The 15,901-nt window shown below is 68.5% G+C and carries 14 protein-coding genes; 4 read left to right on the top strand and 10 right to left on the bottom strand.

Features of this window, described 5'->3' with window-relative positions:
* Window positions 1-16: 16 nt before the first annotated feature.
* Window positions 17-916, bottom strand: a complete 900-nt coding sequence (locus ABNQ40_RS30895) for a LysR family transcriptional regulator (protein WP_109048207.1) — start codon at window positions 914-916, stop codon at window positions 17-19.
* Between the two features lie 106 nt (window positions 917-1,022).
* Here ABNQ40_RS30895 and ABNQ40_RS30890 point away from each other — a divergent pair, with 106 nt between their 5' ends.
* Entirely contained in the window at window positions 1,023-2,456 is a 1,434-nt protein-coding gene (locus tag ABNQ40_RS30890; protein ID WP_109048208.1) for an aldehyde dehydrogenase family protein, read from the top strand.
* Here the strand turns inward: ABNQ40_RS30890 and ABNQ40_RS30885 are convergent.
* From ABNQ40_RS30885 to ABNQ40_RS30870, 4 genes are all read right to left on the bottom strand, one after another.
* Window positions 2,453-3,370 (bottom strand): ParB/RepB/Spo0J family partition protein, encoded by a 918-nt coding sequence (locus tag ABNQ40_RS30885; protein ID WP_247879589.1) that lies wholly within the window; start codon window positions 3,368-3,370, stop codon window positions 2,453-2,455. The two genes, ABNQ40_RS30890 and ABNQ40_RS30885, sit on opposite strands and share 4 nt — an antisense overlap.
* Entirely contained in the window at window positions 3,360-4,388 is a 1,029-nt protein-coding gene (locus ABNQ40_RS30880) for an AAA family ATPase (RefSeq protein ID WP_247879590.1), read from the bottom strand. Before ABNQ40_RS30880 ends, ABNQ40_RS30885 begins: the two co-directional genes overlap by 11 nt.
* A 141-nt stretch (window positions 4,389-4,529) precedes the next feature.
* Window positions 4,530-5,840 (bottom strand): hemolysin family protein, encoded by a 1,311-nt coding sequence (locus ABNQ40_RS30875; RefSeq protein ID WP_109048210.1) that lies wholly within the window; start codon window positions 5,838-5,840, stop codon window positions 4,530-4,532.
* A 352-nt stretch (window positions 5,841-6,192) separates the two neighbouring features.
* Window positions 6,193-7,155, bottom strand: a complete 963-nt coding sequence (locus tag ABNQ40_RS30870) for a cation diffusion facilitator family transporter (protein ID WP_247879591.1) — start codon at window positions 7,153-7,155, stop codon at window positions 6,193-6,195.
* An 880-nt stretch (window positions 7,156-8,035) separates the two neighbouring features.
* On the opposite strand from ABNQ40_RS30870, the gene ABNQ40_RS30865 reads away from it, so the two are divergent.
* Complete coding sequence (locus tag ABNQ40_RS30865) at window positions 8,036-8,965, top strand: replication protein RepA (RefSeq protein ID WP_098735578.1); 930 nt, start codon at window positions 8,036-8,038, stop codon at window positions 8,963-8,965.
* Between the two features lie 140 nt (window positions 8,966-9,105).
* Here the strand turns inward: ABNQ40_RS30865 and ABNQ40_RS30860 are convergent, their stop codons facing one another.
* Complete coding sequence (locus ABNQ40_RS30860) at window positions 9,106-10,296, bottom strand: HPP family protein (protein WP_109048212.1); 1,191 nt, start codon at window positions 10,294-10,296, stop codon at window positions 9,106-9,108.
* Window positions 10,297-10,446: 150 nt separating this feature from the next.
* Between ABNQ40_RS30860 and soxR the strand changes: the two genes are divergently transcribed.
* Together soxR and ABNQ40_RS30850 are read left to right on the top strand one after the other, a co-directional pair.
* Complete coding sequence (soxR, locus tag ABNQ40_RS30855) at window positions 10,447-10,902, top strand: redox-sensitive transcriptional activator SoxR (protein WP_109048213.1); 456 nt, start codon at window positions 10,447-10,449, stop codon at window positions 10,900-10,902.
* A 136-nt stretch (window positions 10,903-11,038) separates the two neighbouring features.
* Entirely contained in the window at window positions 11,039-12,232 is a 1,194-nt protein-coding gene (locus ABNQ40_RS30850; protein ID WP_158285534.1) for a D-alanyl-D-alanine carboxypeptidase family protein, read from the top strand.
* A gap of 43 nt (window positions 12,233-12,275) precedes the next feature.
* On the opposite strand, the gene ABNQ40_RS30845 is transcribed toward ABNQ40_RS30850, so the two are convergent.
* Genes ABNQ40_RS30845 through ABNQ40_RS30830 form a run of 4 tightly spaced genes read right to left on the bottom strand, consistent with a single transcriptional unit; the run spans window position 12,276 to window position 15,869 of the window.
* Entirely contained in the window at window positions 12,276-13,013 is a 738-nt protein-coding gene (locus ABNQ40_RS30845; RefSeq protein WP_109048215.1) for a 2-keto-4-pentenoate hydratase, read from the bottom strand.
* On the bottom strand, window positions 13,010-14,098 hold the full coding sequence (locus ABNQ40_RS30840) for a LacI family DNA-binding transcriptional regulator (protein ID WP_109048216.1): 1,089 nt from the start codon (window positions 14,096-14,098) through the stop codon (window positions 13,010-13,012). Before ABNQ40_RS30840 ends, ABNQ40_RS30845 begins: the two co-directional genes overlap by 4 nt.
* A 12-nt stretch (window positions 14,099-14,110) precedes the next feature.
* Window positions 14,111-15,049, bottom strand: coding sequence for a 2-hydroxyacid dehydrogenase (locus ABNQ40_RS30835; protein WP_109048217.1), 939 nt, complete (start codon window positions 15,047-15,049; stop codon window positions 14,111-14,113).
* A 31-nt stretch (window positions 15,050-15,080) separates the two neighbouring features.
* On the bottom strand, window positions 15,081-15,869 hold the full coding sequence (locus tag ABNQ40_RS30830; protein WP_282187166.1) for an amino acid ABC transporter ATP-binding protein: 789 nt from the start codon (window positions 15,867-15,869) through the stop codon (window positions 15,081-15,083).
* Window positions 15,870-15,901: the final 32 nt, after the last annotated feature.

Here is a 15,901-nt window from a genome sequence, read left to right as displayed (position 1 = left end):
GTCCCACATCGGCCCCCTACCGCCGTCCGCCAAGCTCCCGCACCAGATCCACCAGCGCCCGCAGGCCTGGCGGCAGATGCCGCCGGCCTGAATAATAGAGGCACAGTCCGGGAAACGGCTGCGTCCACTCCTCCAGCACGCGCAGCAGGCGGCCGGCGGCGATGTCGTCGGCGACATGCCATTCTGCCAGATAGCCGAGCCCGAGCCCGCCGCGGACCGCGTCGAGCATCAGGTCGGCATCGTCCAGGATCAGCGGCCCGGTGCCGTCGATGGCGACCGCCTCGCCATGCCGCTCGAACTCCCAGCGATAGAGGGCGCCGCTCGGCAGGCGGCTGCGGATGCAGCGGTGGCCGGCGAGGTCGGCCGGAGTCTCCGGCGGGGTGTGGCCGGTGAAATATTCCGGCGTGCCGACCACCGCGAAGCGCAGGTTGGGGCCGAGCGGGATGGCGATCATGTCCTGCGGCACCTGCTCCGCCAGTCGCACGCCGGCATCGAAGCCCTCCAGAACGATGTCGACCAGCTTCCCTTCGGTGACGATATCGACGGTCATCTCCGGGTAGCGGCGCAGATATTCCAGAATGACCGGCTTCATGATCATTCGCGCAGCACCGGCCGAGCTGTTGATGCGCAGCGTTCCGGCGGGCGACAACCGATGGTCGGACAGCCGGTCGATGGCGGCCCGGATGTCGCGCAGGGCAGGGGCAATGTCGGCGACGAACTGCTCGCCCGCCTGGGTCAGCGCCACGCTGCGCGTCGTGCGGTGGAACAGCCGCACCCCCAGCCGCTCCTCCAGCGCCGCGATGGCATGGCTGAGCGCCGAGCGCGACATCCCCAGCTCGGCCGCCGCGGCACGGAAACCGCGATGCCGGGCAACGGCCTGCACGGCTTCCAGCTCCGCCAATCCGGTCATACTCATTGTCCCGATCCGTTCACCGATGCATGCGGGATTGTCCACCTTATCACCCGGCGGCCCCTGTGCCACCTGAATGGCCGACACCCACCGACCGCTCCGGGAGAGCCCGATGCACGAGATCGACACCATCTACATCGACGGCCGCTTCGTCACCCCGCATGGGACGGAGCTGTTCGACCTGCACAATCCGGCGACCGGCGCCGTCACCGGCCGCGTCCGCCTTGCCGACGAGGAGGATGCGCACGCCGCCATCGCCGCCGCCAAGCGCGCCTTCCCCGTCTTCTCCCGGACGGCCAAGGCGGAGCGGATCGCCCTGCTGCACCGGATGGGCGATGCCGTGGCCGCCCGGCGCGACGAGTTGCTCGATGCCGTGATCGAGGAATATGGCGCCCCGGCCTCGCGCGCCGGCTTCATGGTCGATCACCCGGTGAACGCCTTCCGCGAGACCGCCGCCCTGCTGGCCGATTACCCCTTCGTCCGGCGGATGGGCACGGCCGAGGTCAGCATGGAGCCGCTCGGCGTCGCCGGGTTGATCACGCCGTGGAACAGCAATGCCGGCTTCATCTGCGGCAAGCTCGCCACCGCTGTCGCCGCCGGCTGCACCGCGGTGATCAAGCCCAGCGAGATGAGCGCCCGCCAGACGCAGATCGTCACCGAGGCGCTGCATACCGCCGGTCTGCCGCCCGGCCTAGTCAACATCGTCACCGGCCGCGGCGAGCGGGTGGGGGCGGCGATCTCCAGCCATGCGGACGTCGCCAAGATCTCCTTCACCGGCTCCACCGCCACCGGCAAGGCGATCCTGCGCGCGGCGGCCGACACGCTGAAACGGGTGACGCTGGAGCTGGGTGGCAAGTCGCCGACGATCATCCTCGACGATGCCGACCTGTCGCGGGCGATCCCGCTGGCGGTCGGCGCCGCCTTCATGAACAGCGGACAGGCCTGCATCGCCGGCACCCGCCTGCTGGCTCCGCGCAGCCGCCTCGCCGAGATCGAGGCGCTGACCAAGGCGGCGGTCGAGGCGGTGCGCACCGGCGACCCGCGCGATCCGGCCACCACCATCGGTCCGATGGTCAGCCGGACCCAGTGGGAGCGGGTGCAGCGCTACATCCGCATCGGGGTGGAGGAGGGCGCCATCCTGCTGGCCGGCGGGGAAGGGTGCCCGAAGGGGCAGCCGGAGTTTTCCGGCGGCTGGCTCGTGCGGCCGACCCTGTTCACCGGCGTCCGCAACGACATGACCATCGCACGCGAGGAGATCTTCGGCCCCGTCCTCTCCATCATCCCCTATCGCGACGAGGAGGAGGCGGTCGCCATCGCCAACGACACAATTTACGGCCTCCAGGCCTATGTGTTGGCCGGCGACACCGCCCGCGCCCGCCGGGTGGCCGACCGCATCGTCGCCGGCCGTGTGCTGATCAACAGCCTCGCCCACGATCCGAAGGCGCCGTTCGGCGGCTTCAAGCAGTCGGGCATCGGCCGCGAATATGGCAGCTTCGGCCTCAACGCCTTCCTGGAACCCAAGTCGCTGCTGGGGGAGGGCGTTTAGTCGCCCTCTTCCAGAATGGCGTCGATCTCGGCCCGCAGCCGCACCAGCCGCTCGCGGTTGCCGGGGTCGAGATGGCGGCGCTGTTCGCGCACCACCGCGACGTCGCGCAGGATGCGCTTCACGCTGGCCTGCAAGGCCCGCACCGCCTCCTTCGCATCCGGCTCCTGCGCAGGTGCATCGTCCGCGGCGCCGCTCTGGGCATGGTCGCGCTTGGCCTGCCGCACCGCCTTGACGCTGGCGCCCTCCTTGGCCCGCTTCCACAGCCCGGCCTGCAACCCGGCGGGGGCGGCGGCGATCTCGATCATCACGGAGCGGGAGACATGGGCGAACCCGGTCGCATACTCCTCCCGGATCTCCTCGGGCAGCCCCATGATCGCCAGCAGCTTGGTCACGTCGGTGCGGTCGCGACCGACGACGGCGGCCAGCTCGTCATGGGTATAGCCGTGCTTGTCGATCAGCCGGGCGAGCGCCGCCGCATATTCCACCGCGTTCAAATCGACGCGCTGGACATTGTCGATCAGCCCGATCTCATCCGGATCGCCGGAGGTCAGGATGGCGAAGACCGTCTTGCGGCCCAGCATCTCATGGGCGCGCACCCGCCGCTCGCCGCCGATCAGCAGATACTCGCCCTGGGGCAGGGGACGCACCAGGACCGGGTTCTGAAGCCCGTGCCGCTCGATGGAGGAGGCGAGGCCGCGCAGTTCCGCCTCGTCGAAATGGCGGCGGGGCTGGTCGGGGTTGCGGTGGACGCGGGCGAGGTCCAGCTCCACCACATGCGGGAAGCCGGCCGAGGTGCCGAACAGCCGGTCGCTGCCCACCGTCAGCCCACCGGCCATGCCCCCCATCGCGGCGCCCGCAGGCTCGGCCGCAGTGCCCAGCAGCTCGCGGGTCTTGCGTTCGAACTTACGCGACATGGGTCGTCTCCCGGTTCTGGGCATAGGCGCGGATCTGGCGCGCCACCTCGCGGAAGGTCTCGGCCCCCGGCGCCTTGGGATCGCCGGCCAGCGTGATCATGCCGGCCGCCGCCGCCTTGCCATAGACGGTGGCGCGCGGGATGGGATCGAAGACCGGCACCTGACCGGCATAGGATTCATGCAGTTCCTGCAACGTCGCGCGATCCTGGGTCAGCCGGTCGTTGTACATGGTCGGGATGATGCCGGCGATGCGCAGGGCCGGGTTCACCCGGCGGCGGATGCGGCCGATGGTGTCGACAAGCCGCTTGACGCCCAGCAGAGCCAGCGCCTCCGTCTGCACCGGGACCACCACCAGCTCCGCCGCCGACAAAGCGTTGGCGGTCACCAGCCCCAGGTTGGGCGCGCAGTCCATCACCACGAAATCATAGGAGTGGCGGACCTCGTCCAGCTTCTCACGCAGGATCAGCCCGCCGGTGGAATCGGCGGCCAGCTCCACATCGGCATCGGCCAGCGACAGCCCGGCCGGCGCCAGATCCAGCCCGCTTTCCGTCGTCGGCATGATCACCGAGGTCAGCGGCTCTTCCGAGCGCAGCACATAATAGAGTGTCTTGCGCTGCTGCTCCAAGGCGACGATGGCGGCGTTGCCGATGCCGACATGGACGGTGGCGTTGCTCTGGGAATCGCAGTCGATCAGCAGAACCCGCGCCCCGCCCTCGGTCAGGGCATAGGCGAGGTTGACGGCGGTGGCGGTCTTGCCGACGCCGCCCTTCTGGTTGGCGACCGCCAGATATGTGGCGGAGCGCGGCCGTTCGTCCGCCTTGTGGCGGGTCAGGAAATCGACGAGCTGCTGCGGGATGCGTTCCGCCCCGCTTTCCCAGCGGCTGATCCGCGCCTTGGTATAGCTGCGGCCGAGCTGCCCGTTCAGCCAGTCGGCGAACTGCGTCTGGTTCTCGCCGCGGCGCTCGCGCAACTGGCGCATCTCGTCGCCCCCGCCACCCATCGACCGCACTCCCGTCATTCAGCCCGTGATTCCGCTTTGAACTCCGCCCCCCATCGGCGGACGGGCGGAGTCTGAGCAAGTTGCCGGAACTTTGTCAATGGAGCCCGTGCGGAGTTGCAACAACAAATGCAACCCCGCACCCTCGGCCGGCGGCGGATCTCACTCCTCCGCGTCGGCCGGCGGTTCGACCTTGGGCATCACCAGCACCTTGTCGATGCGGCGGCCGTCCATGTCGACCACCTCGAAACGGACGCCGTTCCACTCGAACCACTCGCCGGCCTGCGGTACATGGCCCAGACGGTGCAGCACCAGACCCGCCACCGTGTGAAAGTCGCCGGCATCGCGCAGGCCGCGCACGCCGACGGTGTCCTCGAACTCGTCCACCGGCATCCAGCCCTCGACCAGCCAGGAGCCGTCCTCGCGCCGGATCGCCGGGGTCTCCACCGCCTCGCCGGCCTCCGGCAGGTCGCCGGCGATGATCTCCAGGATGTCGGTCAGGGTGACCAGCCCCTCGATGCTGCCATACTCGTCGACGACCATCGCCAGATGGTGGCCGGAGTTCTTCATCAGGTCGAGCAGCTTCAGGATCGGCGTGCCGTCATGCACCACCAGCGGCTTGGCGGCCCCGGCCTCCAGATCGAAGGGGCGGCCCTCGACGACCATGCCCAGCAGGTCGCGGGTGTGGACGACGCCGACCAGTTCGTCGAGCGTGCCGCGGCACACCGGATAGCGGGAATGGCCGAAGCTGCGGATCGCCTCCAGCAGTTCGGTCTGCGGCTTGCCCAGGTCGAGCCAGGCGACGTCCGGGCGGGGGACCATGATGCTGCGCACCGTGCGGTCGGCCAGCCGCAGCACGCCGTCGATCATCTCCTTCTCGGCCGGGGCGAAGACGCCGGTCTCGGTGCCTTCGGAGATCATCGAGCGGATCTCCTCCTCGGTGACCGTCTCCTCGCGGGCGCCATGCAGGCCGAGCAGCCGCAGCAGCAGGTCGGTGGAGGCGCCGAGCAGCCAGACGAAGGGGCCGGCGATACGGGACAGCGCGCGCATCGGCGGCGCGATGAGGGCGGCGATCCGCTCCGGGTTCTTCAGGGCGATGCGCTTCGGGATCAGCTCGCCCAGCACGATGGACAGATAGGTGATGACCACCAGCACGCCGCCGACGCCGAGGATCTCGCCCTTGCCGGCCAGGACGGGGAAGCCGTCCAGCCACTGGCCCAGCCGGTCGCCCAGCGTGGCGCCACCATAGGCGCCGGCGACGACGCCGACCAGCGTGATGCCGATCTGGACGGTGCTGAGGAAGCGGCTCGGCTCCTCGATCAGCCGCAGCGCCGTCCGCGCTCCGCGGTCGCCCCGGTCGGCCAGATGCTGGAGCCGGGCCTTGCGCGAGGAGACGACCGCCAGTTCGGACATGGCGAACACCCCGTTGAGGAGCGTCAACGCGACGATGATGGCGATCTCAAACGAGAGCATCGAAGGATTCCTTGGAGAAATGGGCATGAGTCGTCGCGCGGCCGGCGCCTGGGGCACCCCGCGTTCGACAGAACAGGTGAGGATAAGAAGAGCCGGCAGCGTAATGCGCGTCAGGCATCGGTCAGGCCATGCACCAAGCCGGGCAGCACGGGAGCGACCGGATCGCTCATGCGGAAAGATATGGATACGCCGCGGGCGACCGGAGATCCGATCCCCCGCGGCCATCTGGGGCCGCTTGGCGAAGTGTTCATCGGGTCCCCGCCTGCCGGGCAGGGCTGCTCCATCCTGGTTGCGCTCCACCCGGCATGTGGTGTCGGTCCGGCCGTTTGCAAGATTTGGCCTTTTGCAAGGTTCAGCCGTCTGCAAGGTTGAGCCGGTCGCCGGCCGCCCGCACCTCGGTGAAGACGCGGCGGATCTCCGGGAAACGCTCCTTCACCCGGCGTTCGATGCGGGCCAGCGTCCGCTCCACCTGACCGGCGCTGACCTCGTCCCGCACATCCAGGCTGAGATTGACGATCACCACCTTGGGGCCGAGATGGATGGTCAGCACCTCGTTCACGTGATCGACCGCCTCTTCCTCCCGCACCAGGGCGCGCACCCCGTGCACGAGGTCGGGGCGGGCGGCCTCGCCGATCAGCAGGCTCTTCGTCTCATAGGCGAGGAAGGCGGCAGTGGCGGCCAGCACCAGCCCGATCAGGATCGACCCGACGCCGTCATAGACCGGCTGGTCCAGCAGCAGATCCGCCGACAGGCAGGCAGCGGCGACGACCAGCCCGACCAGGGCGGCACTGTCCTCGAACAGGACGATGAAGACGGTCGGGTCCTTGCTGGCATGGACGGTCTCGAACACGCCGGCCTCGCCGCGGTCGGCGTTGAAGGCGCGCAGCGCCACCACCCAGCTGATCGCCTCCATGACGAAGGCGACGCCCAGCACGACGAAGTTGATCCAGGCGGACTCCACCGGCTGCGGATGGAGGATCTTCTTCACCCCTTCATAGATGGAGACCACCGCACCGCCGGCGAAAATCACCAGCGCCACGACGAAGGTCCAGAAATATAGCTCGCGCGCGTAACCGAAGGGGTGGCGCTCGTCAGGCGGTTTCTTCGACCGCTTCAGCCCGACCAGCATCAGCGCCTCGTTCCCGGTATCGACCAGGGAATGGACCGCCTCGCTCAGCATCGATGCGCTGCCGGTGATCAGCGCCGCGACGAACTTGGTGACGGTGATCGCCAGATTGGCCGCGATGGCGGCAAGGACGACCTTCCCCGATTCCCCGTCTTCCGTCTCCCCCGCCGCACCAGATGTTTCGGCCATTGCATCCCGCATCCTGTCGCCCCCCTCCGGCCAGTCAGGCCCCAGGGCAAGGAAACTCCGCCACGCTCGGCCTGTTCCCTGGCGCCCTGTTCCCTGGCGGCCAGAGTCCTGAACCTTGGTGACGCTTCGAGGGGACGGGACCGGTCCGGGTTTGAACTTTGGTGACGCCAACAGCCGGACCGACTCGGCGTGACTCCTGAACTTTGGTGACGCCGGGCGCTTGCAGGGTTTGAACTTTGGTGACGCTCCGGGCCTCGACTCGACCCGAAACCGACTCGATCAGGCGTTTGAACTTTGGTGACGCCCGGACTGTGGGAAGCGATGACGGATGGCGGAGCGAACGTCGCCTCACCTCCTCCACGGGTACCGCAAAGGCAGGTTTCTATTCAAATCAACCACTTGAGGGGAGTTTGCCTGGATCCCCGCCTTCGCGTGGATGACGGAAAGCGCATGACCTTCAACAGGCAGCGGGTCGGACAGGCGACGCGCAGCCCGTCACTTCGCCCATCCCAGCTGCCTGGAATCCTTGAACTTTGGTGACGCTCCACAGGCGGCGAAGGCCGACTCCAGCCTCGAATCGACAAGGGCAGCGTCACCAAGGTTCAGGCAAACAGCCCGTTCCCTGCCGCGATTCGTCCACAGACGTCCGATTCTTCCCCATGAACTCTGGTGACGCCTGGCTTGAACTGTGGTGACGCGACTCGGACTTATCCCCTGAACTTTGGTGACGAATCTAATAGTTGGTTTCAAATAGGTTCCAAATAGCCTGCGTCACCAAGGTTCAAATTGCCTTCGGCGCGATCCGGGGTGTTGTATCTGGCAGGTTCGGTCATCGGCCTGTCACAAGGGCGGTCACGGTGGCCAAAAGCTGGAGGTCGGCATGGGCAGCATTCATCGTTTGATCGAGACACACGGACGCGACGGCGCGCTGGCCCTTGTTTCGGACGAGGAACGGCCGCTGATCGACATCGCCGCAGCGGTCCAGGCCGCGGAAAACGGCAAGCTCGGCATCACCTATGCCGGATTCTGCCAGACCGCGCTGCCGCACCGCCAGCTTCCCGACGACCAGCATTGGGAGCGGCCCGGCCACAAGGTCAAGCTGGTCATCCAACCCGGCGTGATCGAGGACCGCAACGGCGTCACCCGCCGAATCGGCGTTCCCTACGGCAGCCGGGCCCGCATGATTCTGCTCTATCTCCAGACCCGTGCGATTCAGACCGGGAATCCGGAGGTCGAACTTGGCGGCTCCATGCATGACTGGCTGAAGCGCATGGACATTCCGATCTGCGGCAAGGCCTATCGCGACGTGGAGGATCAGGCGGCCCGCCTGTCGGCCTGCCACCTGACCTTCTTCACCGACGCCGACGGCGGACGCCGGCAGAGCAAGGAATCGATCGTCGCCGACGCCATCCAGCTGCGCCGGCCCGACGACCGCCAGGGCACCCTGTTCACCGAGACGGTGCGGCTTAGCGACAGCTTCTTCAAGGCTTTGCGCGAACACCCGGTTCCGGTGGCGGAAGAGGCGCTGAAGGCGATCAGCGGCAAGTCGATGGCGCTCGACGTCTATATCTGGCTGGCCTACCGCCTGCATTCGCTGGACAAGCCGACGCCGATCACCTGGGCGGCGCTGCATGGCCAGTTCGGCGCCGGCTATGCCCTGGTTCGCCAGTTCAAAACCAAGTTCATCCCGAATCTGAAATACGCCATGGCCGCCTATCCGGACGCCCGTGTCGAGGAATCGGGCGAAGGGCTGATCCTCCACCCGTCGCGTCCGCCGATCAACGAGCGGGTGGTCGCGCGCATCGCCTGATGCCATTCCGATTCTTGAACTTTGGTGACGCGGGCCGCTCCGATTCTTGAACTCTGGTGACGCCCCACCCTTCGGACTACGCCTTTCGGACTCCCGTCACCAGAGTTCAAGAATCGCTGCGTAGCATCTCGGCCGAGCTGTTACGCCCGGCCCGCCGTCACATCGCGCAGGTAACCGCGCGGCAGGGCATCGTTCAGCCCATCGACCCCGGTCTGCACCGCGCGGGCGAGCGCGGTGCGGGCAAGCACCACCAGCAGGTCGGTCTGGGTGATCATCCCCAGCACGCGCCGGTTCTGGTCGACGATCACCACATCATGGGTGCGGCCGTCGGACAGCCGGCCCAGCAGAGCGAAGACCGGGGTGTCGGGCAGCTCGGTCGCCGCCGGCGCCATCACGGTGGCGACCCGCGATCCATGGTGCAGGGCGTCGCCGTGCGACAGCTGCTCGTGCCCGACGATGCCGACCACGGCATTCTGCGCATCGACCACCGGCAGGGTGCGGAAGCCGTGCTCCAGCAGCCGGGCGCGGGCCAGCTGGGGATGGGTGTCCGGCGTGACGGTGACGAGGTCGCGCGACATGATCTCCCGGCAGGTGATGTCGGCATGCAGCCGCTCCAGCGCGTGCAGCTCGGCATTGACCAGCAGGGCGCCCAGATCGTCGCGGCTGACGTCCAGTGTCTCGGCCAGGGTGCGCAGCGCACCGTCGACATCACCCTGGGTCAGGCCGGGACGCAGCTGCGGCGGCGGATCGTTGGTGCGGTGGGTGTTGACCAGCTTGTGTGGATAGCGGTGGCCGGACAGCCGGTGGAACATCAGCCCGGCGGTCAGCAGCAGGATGGAGTTCACCGCGACCGGGAAGAAGGCGAACTTGATGCCCATCTCGGTCACCGCCGGCCCGCCCAGCACCGCGGTCAGCGCTGCGGCGCCGCCGGGCGGATGCAGGCAGCGGGTCAGCGACATGGTGGCGATGGCCAGCGCCACCGCGGCGGCCCCGGCCAGCATCGGGTCGGGGATCACGGCGGCAACCAGCACTCCGACGACGGCCGACAGCGTGTTGCCGCCGACGATCGACCAGGGCTGGGCCAGCGGACTGGCCGGCACGGCGAACAGCAGGACCGCCGACGCCCCCATCGGCGCCACCAGCACCGGCGCGCTCGACATGTAGGTCAGCATGTTGCGGCAGAGCAGTCCCGTCGCGGCAATGCCCAGCAGCGCGCCGCAGCAGGCGATCAGACGGTCGCGCAGCGTGGCGCCGGGCAGGATCGGCCGGAACACCACCGCACCCATGCCCGCCAAGCGCTCGCGCAGGGCAGCAAGCTTTCCCCTGGTCATTCGGTTCCCATTCCCCTGATCAACCAACCGGCACTTTGCCCATTCGGACGGCAAAGTCGGGGCAGGCTAAAACCTCAACAGAACTTGAGGTCAAGCGGAAAAGCCGCCAGACTGGCGGGACGGAGGGTTGCAGGAGAGGGGAGGGCCGGAATGCTGTCGCCGGAGGAGTACGACAAGGACCTGACGGTGGGGGAGGTGGCGCGCCGGTCCGGCGTGGCGGTCTCGACCATCCATTTCTACGAGGCGCAGGGTCTGATCCGGAGCTGGCGCAATCCCGGCAACCAGCGCCGCTTCTCCCGCGACGTGCTGCGGCGGGTGGCGGTGGTCAAGGTGGCGCAGCGGCTGGGCATCTCGCTCGCCTCCATCGCCGACGCGCTGAACGCCCTGCCGGAGGACCGCACCCCGACCACCGCCGACTGGCGCCGCATGTCGGAGCGCTGGCGGGAGGAGCTGGACGACCGCATCGCCAAGCTGACCAAGCTGCGCGACAATCTGGACGGCTGCATCGGCTGCGGCTGCCTGTCGATCCGCGACTGTCCCTTGCGCAACCCGTGGGACGAGCTTGGCGACAGCGGGGCCGGGCCGCGGCTGCTGGATCCTGCCTGAATTCCCGATCTGACCGTTTGGCTGTCCCACATTAAAATTGGGGGCCATACGAAAATAAGGGGTGAAGCCGGCGCGGCGATGGTCCATGGAAACGGCCTTCGCAAGACCCATCCGTCGCCTCAGGGGATCCACAAGGGTGATCGTCGTCAATCCGCGGCCGCGCTCCGAAGGCCGTTCCGCCGCACTGCGGCGCCGGCTGTCCATTCGCCATCTGGCCGGCTGCCTGTCGCTCGCCGCCGCCGTCCTGCTGTCCGCCCCCGCACTCGCGCTGTCACAGCCGGACACCGCGGCCAAGCAGGCCTATCTGGTCGATCTCTCCAGCGGTGACGTGCTGTTGGACAAGAACGGGACGGTGCGCATGGCGCCGTCCTCGATGACCAAGATGATGACGGCCTATCTGACCTACGACGCGCTGGTCCATGGCCGGACGACGTTGGACACCAGTTTCCCGGTCAGCCAGACCGCCTGGAAGATGGGCGGCTCGCGCATGTTCCTGAAGCTGGGCAGCACGGTGCGGGTGGAGGATCTGCTGCGCGGCCTGCTGATCGACAGCGGCAACGACGCCGCCGTGGCTCTGGCCGAGGGGCTGGCCGGCAGCGAATCCGCCTTCGCCTCGATGATGAACGCCAAGGCGCGCGAGCTGGGGATGGCCGACAGCCATTTCATGAACGCCAGCGGCTGGCCGGATCCGGGCCACTACACCACCGCCCGCGATCTGGCGACCCTGGCCACCCACCTGATCCGCGATTTTCCGCAATTCTATCACTATGAGTCGGAGCGGAACTTCACCTGGAACGGCATCCGCCAGGGCAACCGCAACCCGCTGCTCTACCATCCCGTCAGCATCGACGGCATCAAGACCGGCCACACCGAGGTCGGCGGCTACGGCCTGACCGCGTCGGGGGAGCGCAACGGGCGCCGTCTGGTGCTGGTGGTCAACGGCCTGCCCAGCCCGCAGGCCCGCAACGACGAGCCGACCCGGCTGCTCGATTGGGCGTGGAACGGCTTCAAGCTCTATCCCCTGCTGCGCAAGGGCGAGCTGGTGGAGCAGGCGCCGGTGTGGATGGGCGAGGAGGACAGCGTTCCGGTGACGGTCGCCGACGACGTCACCGTCACCATGGCGCCGGCAGACCGCAACGGCCTGCATGTCGTCGCCACCCTGGCCGAACCGCTGCCGAGCCCGGTCCATCGCGGCGACGTGGTCGGCCGGCTGCGCATCGACTATGACGGCGCCGTCCGCCGGCAGGTCGATCTGGTCGCCGGTGCCGACGTCCCGGCCTCCAGCGGCCTGACCGCGCTCGGCCAGCGGCTGGGGCATCTGCTGCCGTGATGTGCGTCGCGGGCCGGCAAGTTCCGGCCCGCGACCTTTCCGCTCAGTCGACCTTGAGCGTGATGGTGCCCATGGTGCCGTAGCGGGCGACCGAGCGGCTGCCCGGCTCGACGAAGATGGTGCCGGTGCAGGAACCGGTGGTCACCACCTCGCCCTCATGCAGGCCGCCGAAGCTGCGGGCGCCGACATTGGCCATCCACACCAGCAGGCGGACCGGATCGCCGGCGCTGTTGCCACCGACGACATCGACCTTGGTCTCGCCGTCGATATCCAGCGTCACCGTCTCCGTCACCGGATCGAGCGCGCGCCAGTCGGCGATGGCCGGCCCGACGATCAGGGCGCCGTGGTTGAACTGGTCGGCCATGTGGCTCAGCCGATCCTGGCTGCCGAAACCGGCGAAGCGGGTGTCGACGATCTCCCAGGCGGGATGGACCGAGGCGACGGCGGCCAGAACCTCTTCCCTGCTGTAGGGCTGCTCGCGCACCGGCAGGTCGCGGGCGAAGCGGTAGGCGATCTCCGCCTCCACGCCGATGGCCTGGAACAGCTTGGCCGGGAGATGGTCGGTGTTTTCGAAGACGGTGGCGGCGTTGATCGGCGCGCGGAACGGCTCGGCGTCGGGCGTGGCGGCGCCGACTTTCCAGGCGGTGACGGGACCCAGGCGGCGGGCGACGGCGTCCTGGATCTCGTAGGCCTCCGCTTCGGTGGCGGGGCGGTTGTCCAGCCCGGTCAGCCACTGGCGGGTCTCGCGCGCCTCGATCAGGGCCTCGACGGTATCGGTCATGACAAATCTCTGTGATGGAGGGAAGAAGAGGGAGAGCCGCAGGATTGGCGGACGACCAGCCGGCTGGGCAGGATGATCCGCTCGGGCGGGCCCTGCGGGTCGGCGATCCGGCGCAGCAGCAGCCGGGCGGCCTCCTGCCCGATCTGCCTTGCGGAGGTGGCGACGGTGGTCAGCGCCGGCCGGCTGAGCGCCGCTTCCGGCACGTCGTCGAAGCCGGTGACGGCCAGATCGCGCCCGGCCCTCAGACCGCGCGCCTCCAGCCCCAGCATCAGCCCGAGCGCCACCACGTCGTTGTAGCAGAGCGCCGCCGTGGGTGTCTGCGGCCTGTTCAGCAGATCGTCGGCGATCCCGGCACCCGACCGCCGGGTCAGCGGGCAGCGCAGCACCAGATCGTCGGCCAGCCCGTGCCGCCGCATCGCCGCGGTGAAGCCGGCATGGCGCCCGGCGTAGGCGGAGTGGTCCAAGGTGCCGCCGACGAAGGCGATCCGCCGATGGCCCAGCGCGACGAGATGATCGATGACCGTCTCGATGCCCGCCTGATAATCGACCCCGGCATAATCCCGCCCCCGGCCGGAATCCAGGCTGTCGGGGACGAAGCGCAGCGCCTGCACGCAGGGCAGCCGCCAGCCGTCCAGCCGGTCGAGCAGCCCGCTGTCCGTCCCGGCGGCCGGGCAGAGGATCACCCCGTCGACATTGTGCTCCCGCATCCGTTGCAGGAAGCGGTCCTGACGCTCTGGCTGCTCGGCGGTGTTGGCGATGAAGGCGACGAAGCCTTCGGTGTCCAGCACGTCGTCGACCCCCGCCGTCAGCTCGGCATAGAAGGGGTTGTTCAGTTCGCAGACCAGCAGCCCGACCGTCTGGGTGCGGGCGGCGCGCAGGTTGGCGGCGCCGCGGTTGTAGATGTAGCCCAGCGCTGCCATGGCGGCCTGGACCCGCTCCCGCGTTTCCGTCGCGACCAGCGGGCTGCCGCGCAGCACCAGCGACACGGTCGAGCGCGACACCCCGGCATGGCCGGCGACCTCCGTCAGGGTGACGCTTCCCGGCTTCTCGCCGCCCGGCTTTTCTCTATCGTGCGGCCCGGCCACGGCGGGGGCGCCTCACACCACGGCGGTCGGCAGCGGCCGGCCGGCGAAGAAGGCCTCCAGATTGTCCAGCACCAGCTGGCCCATCGCCATCCGCGTCTCGACCGTGGCGCTGGCCTGATGCGGCTGGAGCACGACGTTGTCGAGGCTGTAGAAGCCTTCCGGAACGTTCGGCTCGTCGGCGAAGACGTCCAGCGCGGCGCCGCCGATCCGGCCCTCGGTCAAGGCCGCCAGCAGCTCCGGCTCGTCCACCACGCTGCCACGCGCGACGTTGACCAGCAGCCCCTCCGGTCCCAGCGCGTCGAGCACGGCGCGGCCGACCATGTTGCGGGCGTCCGCCCCGGCCGAGGCCGCGACCATCAGGATGTCGCTCTCCCGCGCCAGATCGACCGGTGAGGCGACGAAGCGGTAGGACACGCCGTCGCGCGGTTTGCGGTTGGTGTAGGCGATGGTCATGCCGAAGGCCTCGGCGCGCTTGGCGATGGCCTCGCCGATGCGGCCCAGCCCCAGCACGCCCAGCTTCTTGCCGCTGACCTTGCGGGCGAGCGGCAGCTTGCCCGTCGGCCATTGGCCGGCGCGGACGAAGCGGTCGCCCACCATCATCCGGCGCGACCCCGCGATCATCAGCCCGATTGCGAGATCGGCCACATCGTCGGTCAGCACGTCCGGCGTGTTGCTGACGCGCACGCCGCGGCCGCGGCAATGTTCCAGGTCGACCGCATCGGTGCCGACACCGTTGATGGCGACGATCCCGAGATGGGGCAGGGCATCGACCACCGCGTTCTTCACGCCGGTGCCGCCGCCGGTGACGACGGCGCGCACCCGGCCGGCGACCTCGGCGATCAGCCGGTCGCGGTCAGGGGCGGCCGACAGGCGGTGGACGGTGTAGGCCGCATCCAGAGCCTGCTCGATGGCGGGCATCATGGGTTCGACCAGCAGGATTTCGGGCTTCATCGCAACTCGTCCTTGGTGGAACAGAAAATCATCAATGGGCCAGAATCTGGCCGAGGAAGCTCCGCGTCCGTTCCGATTTCGGGGCGGTGAAGAACTCCTCCGGCGTGTTCTGCTCGACGATCTCGCCGCGGTCCATGAAGATGACGCGGTGGGCGACCGATTTGGCGAATCCCATCTCGTGCGTCACGCACAGCATGGTCATGCCGTCTTCCGCCAAGCCGATCATGGTGTCCAGCACCTCCTTCACCATCTCCGGATCCAGCGCGGAGGTCGGCTCGTCGAACAGCATCACCTTCGGGTTCATGCACAGCGACCGCGCAATGGCGACGCGCTGCTGCTGGCCGCCCGAGAGCTGGCCGGGGTATTTGTCGGCCTGTTCGGGGATGCGCACCCGCTCCAGATAGCGCATCGCGGTGGCCTTCGCCTCGGCCTTGGTGGTGCCGCGCACCTTCAACGGTGCCAGCATGCAGTTCTCCAGCACGGTCAGATGCGGGAACAGGTTGAAGCTCTGGAACACCATGCCGACCTCGCGCCGGACCAGGTCCAGCTGGCGGTGGTGCGGGCCGAGTTCGACGCCGTTGACGGTGATCCGGCCCTTCTGGTGGCGTTCCAGCTGGTTGATGCAGCGGATCAGGGTCGATTTGCCCGATCCGGACGGGCCGCAGATGACGATGCGCTCGCCCCGGTGGACCTCCAGGTCGATGTCCTTCAGCACCTGGAACTGATCGTACCATTTCTGGACGCCTTCCATGCGGATGACGACATCCGCGCTCATCGGAGGCGCCACGCCGTTGCGCGTCGGTTCGGTCGCCAGTGCCATGGTCCTGTCCTCCACCGGGGATTGCGCTTTTC

Origin of the sequence: Azospirillum sp. A23, from assembly GCF_042938965.1 — a bacterium.
Lineage (GTDB): Bacteria > Pseudomonadota > Alphaproteobacteria > Azospirillales > Azospirillaceae > Azospirillum > Azospirillum melinis.
This window is presented reverse-complemented; position numbering and strand designations above follow the sequence as displayed.